The sequence below is a fragment of the Variovorax sp. 01T439_2 genome (assembly GCF_056398445.1).
Window position 1 is genome coordinate 1 of record NZ_JBFTPJ010000092.1, and the last position, 10,193, is coordinate 10,193.

Annotated in this window: 8 protein-coding genes and 1 pseudogene; 3 read left to right on the forward strand and 6 right to left on the reverse strand. The window is 68.2% G+C overall.

Annotation, left to right across the window (positions count from 1 at the left end; genetic code table 11):
* Positions 1-431: pseudogene (locus AC1DOC_RS06780) on the forward strand (ABC transporter ATP-binding protein/permease); the annotation flags it as partial.
* Entirely contained in the window at positions 428-2,716 is a 2,289-nt protein-coding gene (locus AC1DOC_RS06785; protein WP_015865582.1) for a CocE/NonD family hydrolase, read from the forward strand. The pseudogene AC1DOC_RS06780 and the gene AC1DOC_RS06785, both read left to right, overlap by 4 nt.
* Before the next feature lie 4 nt (positions 2,717-2,720).
* Here the strand turns inward: AC1DOC_RS06785 and AC1DOC_RS06790 are convergent, their stop codons facing one another.
* A complete protein-coding gene (locus AC1DOC_RS06790; RefSeq protein ID WP_015865583.1) occupies positions 2,721-4,358 on the reverse strand; it encodes an alpha-amylase family glycosyl hydrolase in 1,638 nt (545 codons plus the stop codon).
* Positions 4,359-4,552: 194 nt separating this feature from the next.
* On the opposite strand from AC1DOC_RS06790, the gene AC1DOC_RS06795 reads away from it, so the two are divergent.
* Positions 4,553-5,233: a hypothetical protein gene (locus tag AC1DOC_RS06795; protein ID WP_015865584.1), complete on the forward strand. Its 681-nt coding sequence runs from the start codon at positions 4,553-4,555 to the stop codon at positions 5,231-5,233.
* A gap of 204 nt (positions 5,234-5,437) precedes the next feature.
* Here AC1DOC_RS06795 and AC1DOC_RS06800 read toward each other — a convergent pair whose 3' ends face one another.
* The 5 genes from AC1DOC_RS06800 to AC1DOC_RS06820 form a co-directional block, all read right to left on the reverse strand.
* Positions 5,438-6,403, reverse strand: coding sequence for a tripartite tricarboxylate transporter substrate binding protein (locus AC1DOC_RS06800; protein ID WP_015865585.1), 966 nt, complete (start codon positions 6,401-6,403; stop codon positions 5,438-5,440).
* A gap of 1 nt (position 6,404) precedes the next feature.
* Positions 6,405-7,310, reverse strand: a complete 906-nt coding sequence (locus AC1DOC_RS06805; RefSeq protein ID WP_015865586.1) for a dihydrodipicolinate synthase family protein — start codon at positions 7,308-7,310, stop codon at positions 6,405-6,407.
* Between the two features lie 34 nt (positions 7,311-7,344).
* Positions 7,345-8,271, reverse strand: a complete 927-nt coding sequence (locus tag AC1DOC_RS06810) for an aldose 1-epimerase (protein ID WP_015865587.1) — start codon at positions 8,269-8,271, stop codon at positions 7,345-7,347.
* A 10-nt stretch (positions 8,272-8,281) separates the two neighbouring features.
* Entirely contained in the window at positions 8,282-9,484 is a 1,203-nt protein-coding gene (locus AC1DOC_RS06815) for a mandelate racemase/muconate lactonizing enzyme family protein (RefSeq protein WP_478129578.1), read from the reverse strand.
* 11 nt (positions 9,485-9,495) lie between these two features.
* On the reverse strand, positions 9,496-10,193 hold a 698-nt coding region (locus tag AC1DOC_RS06820; RefSeq protein WP_478129579.1), incomplete at its 5' end, for an ABC transporter permease.

Below are 10,193 nucleotides of genomic sequence, written 5' to 3' on the forward strand. Positions count from 1 at the left end.
ACTACATGCCGCGGGGCACGCCCTACATTCCGCGCGGCACGCTGGCCGAGGTGCTGTCGTATGCGATGGAGCCGTCGAGCTACCCGAGGGAAGCCATGGTGGCCGCACTGGCGAGCGTGGGCCTGCAGCGCCTGGAACCCTTGCTGAACAAGACGGGCCGCTGGGAGAGCGAGCTCAGCATGGACGAGCAGCTGCGGCTGGGCTTTGCCCGCGTGGTGCTGCAGGCGCCGCCCTGGCTGGTGATGGACGAGGCCTTCGGCGCGTTCGACGACGACACGCGCGAACTCATCATCGACCTGCTGGGCAAGCTCGAGCACACGGGCATTGTCCACATCGGCTCGGCCGGAGAAGCGCGCGACCGGCTGTTCACGCAGGTGGTGCACCTGGTCAAGGCGCCGGCGAACACCGTGCGCGAGGAGCAGCGGCCATGAGACACCTTGGGTCCACCGTCGGCCGTGCGCGCCGCGCCCTCGTGCGGCTGATGCTTGCGCTGCCCGCGTGGAGCTGGGCGGCGGATTTCGGCTTCAAGCCGCCGCGCGATCCCGAGGATGCCGCCGCGGCGGACCTGATGCGGGACCTGGCCGAGCGCATCCTGCCGGTGTACCAGGACGCGGACACCGACGTCTTCCTGGCCAACCTCGCCGCCCTGCAGATCGTCAGCGGCGCCTACCGTGCAGCCTCCGACAGCAGCCGGGCCCTGCGCACCCGCCGCCAGGGCAAGCCGTTCGACGACCTGGTGCAGCGCGCGATCCTCGACGGCATCTACGCCCGTGCGCGCGCACTCGAAGCGAACGAGCGCCTCGGCTTCGCCGAAGCCTACGCGCGCGCGTTCCGGGAACTGGTGTCGCCGCTCGACAATGCGCAAGCCCAGGCCATCATGGCGCGGCTCGACATCCCGGCGGCGGTCTATGCAGAGCCGCTGCGCCGGGCTTTCGATCTCTGGCGCGCGAAGGGCAGCCTTCCGCAGGACGACGCGCTGGCGCTCGTGCGGACCTGGCATTCGTACGAGTCGCGCCGCAGCTTCGGAGCGCTGCTGCCCGAACTGTTCGCGGTGGAAGACCGCAACCGCTACGTGGCGGAGGCCGACCTCAGGATTCCCGTGCGCGGCGCTGTCATCCATGCGCGCCTGGTTCGGCCCGGCCGCGCCAATGACGCACCGGGCGCCCTGCCGACGCTGCTGCGCTTCACGCTCGATCCGGCCGAGGACGACGCCCAGCGCAGCGCCGCCAAGGGCTACGTCGGCGTCACGGCGTACGTGCGCGGACGCACGCCCGACGGCCAGGGCGCCGTGTGGCCGTTCGTTCGCGACGGCGAAGACGCCGCCGCCGTCATCGACTGGATTGCCCGGCAGGCATGGAGCGACGGCCGCGTCTGCATGATCGGCGACGGCTACTCCGGCTATGCCGCCTGGGCCGCCGCCCGCAGGAGACCGGCCGCACTCAAGGCCATTGCCACGATCGCGCCGATGGCGCCGGGCATCGACTTTCCGATGGCCGGGCAGATCTTCCGCAACGCCATGGTGCGCTGGGCCGAGGAGCACGCGGATGACGAGCCCCTGCGGTCCGGCGTCGATGCCGACCCGGACACGGCATGGCAGGTACTCGACGCGCGCTGGTATCGCGGCCATCGCCCCTATTGGGACGTGGACCGCGTCCTGCTGGGCAAGCGCAGCCGGCTGATCCGGACATGGCTCACGCACCCGAGCCACGATCGCTACTGGCAGAAGTTCCTGCCGTCGGCGGAACAGTTTGCGCGCATCGACATTCCGGTGCTCAGCTTTGCCGGCTACTACGGCGCGGACGCCGGCGCGCTCTACTTCCATCAGGAGCATCGCCGCCACCGGCCGCAGGCCGACACGACGCTGCTGCTCGGCCCCTACGACGCGGCCTCGATCCGGCACGGCACGGCGGCCACGCTGCGCGGCTACACGCTCGACCCCGCCGCACGCGTCGACCTGCCCGAGCTGCGCCTGCAATGGCTCGACCACATCCTGAAGGGCGCGAGCAAGCCTGCCCTGCTGGGGGATCGCGTCAACTACCAGGTGATGGGCGCGGACCAGTGGCGCCATGTGCCGGCGCTGGATGCGCCGCAGCGCACGCGGCTGCGCTTCTACCTCGACACCCGCGAGCGCAACGAGCCGCACCGCCTGTTGCCGTCACCGTCCGAAGAAGGCGGCGGCAGCACGCGGCTCTCGGTCGACCTTGCCGACCGGCGCGACATGCGCATTCCGTGGCCGGACGCGCTGCGCGCGGCGCAGCTGCCGGCGCGCAACAGCATCCGCTTTGTCAGCGATCCGCTTCCGCAGGACACCGAGATCTTCGGCAGCCTGCAGGGCGTGTTCGACATCACGCCCTCGCGGCAGGACGTGGACTTCAGCATCTCGCTGTACGAGCAGACCGAAAGCGGCGAGTACCAGCTGCTGTTCGATCCCTACGATTTCCGCGCCAGCTACGCAGGCCATCGCGTGCGCCGCAGGCTTCTGCGGGCCGGCGAGCGCCAACTGCTTGCGTTCACCGCCGAGCGCGTGACGGCTTGCAAGCTTGCGGCGGGCAGCCGCATCGTGCTGCTGGTCGGCCTCAACAAGCGGCCCGACCGGCAGGTCAACTACGGCAGCGGCAAGGACGTGAATTCGGAAACCATCGCCGACGCGAAGTGGCCCCTTCGCGTGCGCTGGCACGCGCGCAGCTACGTCGAGATCCAGGCCGGCACGCCTTGATCGCTCAGCGTGTCGCCGGAGCCTTGCCGTTCAGGGCGCCGAGCACGACGCCTTCGCAAGGCGCCAGCTCCAGCGGCCCCTCGATCGACTCGGCGCGCGCAGGATCGGTCGATGCCAGCACGACCGGCTGGCGCGGCATCAACGCCGGCGAGATCGGCGCCGGGGTGGCACCGAAGTTCAACAGCACCACCAGCCGCCGTCCTTCGAAGCTGCGCGCATAGGCGAGCACCTCGCCCTCGGCATCGAGCGCTTCGTAGTTGCCCCGGTTCAGCGCAGGCTGCGCGCGGCGCAGCGCGATGAGGCGCCGGTAGAGCGCCAGCATCGAGCCCGCGTCCTGCGATTGCGCTTCCACGTTGCGCGTGGGCCCGTCGGCCGCCAGGCGCAGCCACGGGGTACCGGTCGTGAAGCCCGCATGCGCTGCGGCGCTCCACTGCATGGGTGTTCGCTCCGGGTCGCGGCCCAGGCCCATGCCGGGCTTGTTCTTCTCGAATGGGTCCTGCACCTCATCGGCGGGAATGGCGACGTCCGTCATGCCGATCTCGTCGCCGTAGTAGAGCGTCGGCGTGCCGCGCAGCGTGAGCAGCAGCATGGCCGCGAGCCGTGCCATCTGCGGCCGGACGCGGCTCGCGATGCGCGACCTGTCGTGGTTGCCCAGCACCCAGTTCGGCTGGGCGCCGGCGGGCAAGGCGGCTTCGTAGTCGCGCACCAGGCGGTCGATGCGCGCCGCCTGCCACTCGGTCGCGATCAGCTGGAAGTTGAAGGGCAGCTGCACGCCTTCGAGCACACCTTCGGTGTTGAGTCCGTAGTAGGCGACCAGGCGCGCGAGCGGMAGRTAGAGCTCGCCGATCAGCACGCGCGACGAGCGTGCGTCGCTGAACTCGTCGACCACGCGGCGCATCTCGGCCACGATCGGCTGCAGCTCCGGCAGGTCGGTGTTGTAGAGCATCTGCCAGCGAAAGAAGGGGTCCTGGCCTTCGATGAAATCCGGGTTCGGCGGGTTGTCGCGGAACTGCGCGTCCTTGATGATCTGGGAGAGCACGTCGACGCGGAATCCGTCGACGCCACGCCGAAGCCAGAAGCGCAGCACCTCGTACATCGCGGTCCGCACTTCGGGGTTGCGCCAGTTGAGATCGGGCTGCTCCTTCAGGAACGAATGGGCGTAGTACTGGCCGGTGGCCGGATCGAAGGTCCAGGCCGGGCCGCCGAAATTGCTGAGCCAGTTGTTGGGCGGCCCGCCGCCCGGCGCCGGGTCACGCCAGATGTACCAGTCGCGCCGCGGATCGCTGCGCGCGCTGCGGCTCTGCATGAACCACGGATGATGGTCCGAGGTGTGGTTGGGCACGAAGTCCAGGATGATCCTGAGCTCTCTCGCGTGCGCCTCCTGCACCAGCGCATCGAAGCCTTCCAGCGTGCCGAAGCGCGGATCGATGCCGCAAAAGTCGGAGATGTCGTAGCCGAAGTCGGCCATCGGCGAGGGATATATCGGCGAGATCCAGACGGCATCGACACCGAGCGAGACCAGATGGTCCAGCCGCGCGCGGATTCCATCCAGGTCTCCGATGCCGTCGCCGTTGCTGTCCTGGAACGAACGCGGATAGACCTGATAGACGATTCCGCACTTCCACCAGTCGTCGGCTGACATCTTGATCCTCTCATGGCCGGTTTCGAGAGGAGCCATTGTCTCCAGAAAGCGTCGTGGCCGGCCGAACTCGGCCAAAAGCCGCCGCCCTTCCGCTGCAATGATGCTGCGGTTGCCGCATGGGAGGGCAGGCTCGGGTTGCCGCTGGCACGACGGTGCGGTAGCCTCCCGGCTCCAATACAGCCAGGAGTCCCCCGATGTCCAGCCGCTTGCTTCTTTCCACTGGCGCCGCCGTCGCAGCCACCGCACTGATCATCGGTTGCGGTGCCATGCGTTCATCGAGCGGCAACCCCATGAGCTTCTTCATCACCAGCGCCAACCCCGGCAAGGGCGGCGACCTCGGAGGCTTGGCCGGAGCCGACCGCTTCTGCCAGTCGCTGGCCACGAGTGCAGGGGCGGGCAACAAAACGTGGCACGCCTATCTGAGCACCACGGCCGCGAACGGGCAGCCGGCCGTCAATGCGCGCGACCGGATCGGCACCGGTCCCTGGACCAACGCCAAGGGAGTGGTCGTCGCCACCAGCGTGGCCGACCTGCACAGCGCCAACGCCAAGGTCGGCAAGGACACCTCGCTGACCGAGAAGGGCGAGGTTGTCTCCGGCTTCGGCGATCCGGTCAACCGCCACGACATCCTCACCGGCTCGCGCCCTGACGGCACCCTTGCCGCGCCCGATCCCGGCAAGGACACCACCTGCGGCAACTGGACCAAAAGCGACGGCGGCTCCGCCATCGTGGGCCATCACGACCACAAGGGCACCAATCCCGATCCGGTAGCCAATGCGTCGTGGAATTCTTCGCACGGTACGCGCGGCTGCAGCGTCGACCAACTCAAGATGAGCGGGAGCGCCGGGCTGATGTACTGCTTCGCGGCGAACTGACAGTCCAGCGGACCGCCCGACTCCGAGGAGACTCGCACGGGACTTCTAGTCTTCAGCCTCAATGTCACCCTGGACGGCTGCATCGACCACCAGGAGGAAATCGCCGACGACGAGACGCACGCCTCGGATCTCTGACGCTTCGCCTTCACGTTTGCAGATGGGTCTCTGACGGGCGTATCCGCACCGCATTGCGGCCGCTGGCCCTCAATCTCCCTTGATACCTTGCACGCGGATCAACTCCGCCCAGCGTGTGTATTCGCTGCGGATCAGGCGACCGAGCACTTCGGGCGAGCCGCCCGCCGGGGTAATGCCCATGGCGACCATCCTGTCGCGCACCGCCGGTTGATTCAGCGCGTTGTTGAACGCGGTATTGAGCCGCCGGATCGCCGGCTCGGGCGTGCCCGCCGGGGCCGCGAAGGCGTACCACGGCTCGATGACGAAGCCGGCAAAACCCAGTTCTTCCATCGTCGGGACGTCCGGCAGATTGGCCGAGCGCGTCTTGCCCGTCACCGCCAGCGCACGCACCTTGCCCTGCTTGATGAAGGGCAGGATGGAAGGCTCGTTGTCGAAGAACACCGGGACCTGGCCGCCGATGAGGTCGGTGATGGCAGGCCCCGATCCCTTGTACGGCACATGCGTCAGCTCGACGCCCGCCATCTTCTTGAGCAACTCGGCGGCGAGGTGGTTGGACGCGCCCACGCCCGAAGACGCGTAGGCCATGGGCTGGCGCCTGGCCTGGTCGACCAGGTCCTTCACGCTGCGGATGCCCGCCTCGTTGTTGACGGTGAGCACATTGATCGATGCGCCCAGCAGGATCACCGGGGCCATGTCCTTGAACAGGTCGTAGCCGACGTTCTTGTACAGGCTCGGATTGATGGCGCAGCTGCCGATGCTGCACTGGACCAGCGTGTAGCCGTCGGCCGGCGCCTTCAGCGCCGACGCCGTTCCCACGCTGCCGGCGGCTCCGGCACGGTTGTCGACGATGACGGGCTGGCCCAGCTCCGCCGACGCCGCATTGGCAAGCAGGCGCCCGACCACGTCCGCGCTGCCGCCGGGCGGAACCGGGATGACCAGCTTCACCGGGTGGGCTGGATAGGTCTGTGCGGCGACAGGCCAGTTCGCAGCAGCGATGAGGCCGAACACGAGGGCGGCGAAGAAGCGGCGTTCCATGCTATTGCCAGCCGTCGACCAACTGCTTGAGCTGCGCCAGATCCGCGTCCGGCAGCGGCCAGGTGCTGGGCGGCCGGGCCGCGCCGCAGTCGCGCCCCGCGTATTGCAGCGCCGCTTTCACCACGCTCACGTTCGAGCCGTTGCGCTCATGCGTGCGCAATTCCTCGAAGGCCGCGATGCCGCCGATCAATTCCATCGCCAGCTGGTGATCTCCCTTCGCGAGCGCGGTGTGAATGCGCACGGACAGGTCGGGCCGCACGTTGATCAGCCCCGAGGTGAAGCCGCGGGCACCCACCGCATACATCGGCGGGGCCCAGGGCTCGGCCAGTCCGCACACCCAGGCCAGGCCGCGATCGGCCACCTGCGCCATGGCCTGCACCAGGCGCAAGGGCGTGGGCGATGCCCATTTCACGCCGATGACCTGCGGGATTCGGCACAGGGCTTCGATCACCGGCAGACCGATCGCGTCGTCACGCAGATAGAGCACGACAGGCAGGCCGTCCGCCGCGTCGGCAACCCGGCGCACATACGTGACCACACCGCTGGGCGCGACGAAAGGGTCCGTCAGCTGATGCACCATCAGGGCAGCGGCACCTGCCTGGCGTGAGGCGCGCGCCAGGGCGCAGGCGTCGTGGACGCTGCGCCCCACGCCACCCAGCAAGGGCACGCGGCCACGGACATGTTCCGCCGCGGCATGCACCATGCGCTCGGCCTCCGCCATGGTCAGGCCGAAGAACTCGCTGGTGTTGCCGTTGGCCACCAGCACATGGACGCCGGCCTCGATGGCGCGGTCGACGACGGGGCCCAGGCGATCGGGCGCGATGTGGTCCGCATCGTCGAAGGGCGTCACCAGGATGCCTGAGATGCCGTCCAGGGCGGTCCTGAGGGAAGCTGTTGATTCAGTCATGTTGTCGATCTCGTGTAGTCAATGGTGGCGAGGCTTAGCTCGACAGAGGAAAGACCGACAGGCGCAGGCTGCATGTCATCGCCTCGCCGGGCGCGAGCACCCGCCAGCCGGTGTCGGCGCGCGCCGCAGCCAGGTTGGCGGCGTCCGCGACATGCGAGACCGGTTCCACGCAGAAGTACGCTCCCGGACCCGGCCGATGCAGCACCAGGTGCTGCAGCGCGGCGCTGGCCAGCAGTTCGATGGCGGGACCATCGGCCGCCGCCATTCGCGCTTGTCCGTTCCATTCGCCGTAGTAGCGGGTGCATTCGACATCGGGCAAGGCCTTCGCCGACGCGTAGTCGTCCGCCGGACCGGTCGGCTGCGGCGTGCTCGCGAGGAATTCGGCGTCCGCCGGCCAGACGGTGCGCGCATCGAACTGCAGGCCGTGCGCGAACTGGGCCGGGAAATAGGGATGGAAGCCGCAACCGCCCGGCATCGGCTCCCGGTCGTCGTTGGTGACCCGCAAGCTCAGCGTGATGCCCGCGGCATCGAGCTCCACCACCTGCTCGGCCCGAAAAGCCCATGGCCAGCGGTGGTCCCCCGGCACATGGACATAGGTCATGGTTGCGCGGTCCGCCGCGTGCCGCTCGAGGTGCCATGGACGCTGCTGGCTGACGCCATGCAGCGCGTGCCGTTCCCCCGGATGAAGCGGCAACTGCACCCTGCCCTGCGTGCCGGCGACGCGGCCATCGCGGATGCGGTTCGAAAACGGAACCAGGGGATAGCAGCCGGCCTTGGGCCACTGGGTGGATTCGAAACCGCCGGCGCGGACGGCGTCGTCGAGCGGCACCAGCCAGTCGATTCGTTCGCCCGCGGTTGCGCGGGAGCTGAGGCTGGTGACGCGTCCGCCGGCAGCCGGCGCCAGCGTCGCCGTCAGCGTTCCGCTGCACAGCGTGGTGTCGGGCGTCACGTTCAGATGCATCGCCATCCGCTCACGACTTCGAACTGCGGATGGTGACGTCAGGCCGCTGCAGCAGCGCCGGCGACAGTGCCAGGCCCAGGCCCGCGCCGGGCGGAACCGTCGCATGGCCGGCGCGGACATCGGGCAATTGCGTCACGAGCTCGCGATACCAGCCTCCCAGGTAAGCGCGCACCACTTCCTGCAGCACCACGTTGGTCGTGCTCATCGCCAGGTGGAGCGACGCCGCGAGCACGACCGGGCCGGTGCAGTCATGCGGCGCGACTGGTTTGTGAAAGGCCTTCGCCAGGGTCGCGATCTTTCTGGCTTCGGAGAGAYCCCCGACCCAGCCCAGGTCCAGCATCACATAGTCCACCGCATTGTTCTTGAGCAGCTGGATGAATGGCTGGACGGTGGCCAGCGTCTCGCTGCCGCAGACCGGAATGCGGGTGCGCGAACGGAATTCGGCGATCGTGTCGAGGTTGGACATCTGGATCGGGTCCTCGACCCAATAGGGCTTGAACTCCTCGAGCGCCTGCGCGATCCGCACGGCCATCGGCAGGTTCCACATCGAATGGAGCTCCACCATGATGTCCATCTCGTAGCCGACAGCGCGCCGGATTTCGCGGAACGGCTCGAGCGCAGTGTCCAGGTCGCGGGCCGAAATCGACTGCCCGCCGCTGGCCTGGGCGAAGGGATCGAAGGGCCAGATCTTCATCGCCTTGTAGCCCTCGGACAGCAGGCTTTCGGCCAACGCCGCCGGGCGCTTGACGAATGCAACCTGGTCCTCGTAAGGCCCTTCGGGCGCGACGTCGGCGCTGGCCTGCGTCACCGAGCGACGCTGTGGGGCCTTGTTGTAGGTGTAGCCCGCGCAGGTGTTGTAGACCGGGACGCGTTCGCGCACGGCGCCGCCGAGCAACTGGTAGAGCGGCTGTTGCGTGACCTGGCCGAACAGATCCCACAGCGCGATGTCGACCGCCGAAGCGGCGCGCGTTTCGGCGCCGCTGCTGGCAAAGCCGATATAGCCGTACAGCAGGTGCTGGCTGTGGGCTTCGATGGCGAGCGGATCCTTTCCCAGCAGGTAGGGCGCGATCAGTTCATGGATCTGCGCCTGCACGGCCTGGGCGCCACGAAAGGTTTCCCCCAGGCCCACCAGGCCGGTGTCGGTGTGGATCTGCACCCACAGGATGTTGGGATAGGCGGCCGCGTGGACCGTATCGACTTGCGTGATCTTCATGGAGGGCGGCATCAGGCCGTTTTTGGATGTTCCTTGACGCGGCTGACCAGCTGCGTCGGGTTGACGAATTGCAGCGCGATCAGCAGCCAGGCCAGCGTGACCGCCATGTAGACCATCGCCATTGCATCGACCGACTGCGGCGCACGAACGCCCGCCGCGAAGACCGCGTAGTACAGGGCCACCACCAGCGTCTGCGAATCCGGGCCGGCCGTCAGGAAGGTCAGCTCGAACATGCCGATGGTGCGCACCAGCACCAGCAGGGAGGCCGCCAGAATGCCCGGCGCCAGCAGCGGCAGCAGCACGTGCCAGAACAGCTTGAAGGTGTTGGCGCCGAACACGCGGGCGGCGGATTCGAGGTTGGCATCGATCTGCTCGATGAACGGTGTCATCACCAGGATCATGAACGGCACGGCCGGAATCATGTTCGCCAGGATCACGCCGAAGATGGTGCCCGCGATGTGYGCCTGGTACATCACCGTCGCCAGCGGAATGCCGTAGGTGATCGGCGGGATCATCAGCGGCAGCAGGAACAGCCCCATCAGCAGGTTCTTGCCGCGGAAGTTGCGCCGCGCCAGCGCGTAGGCCGCCGGCACGCCGATCAGGATCGACAGGAACACGACGGCGGCGACCACCTCGATCGTGACCCACAGCACGCTGTCGAGCTGGAACTCCTGCCAGGCGGTCTGGTACCAGTTGAACGTGTAGCCAT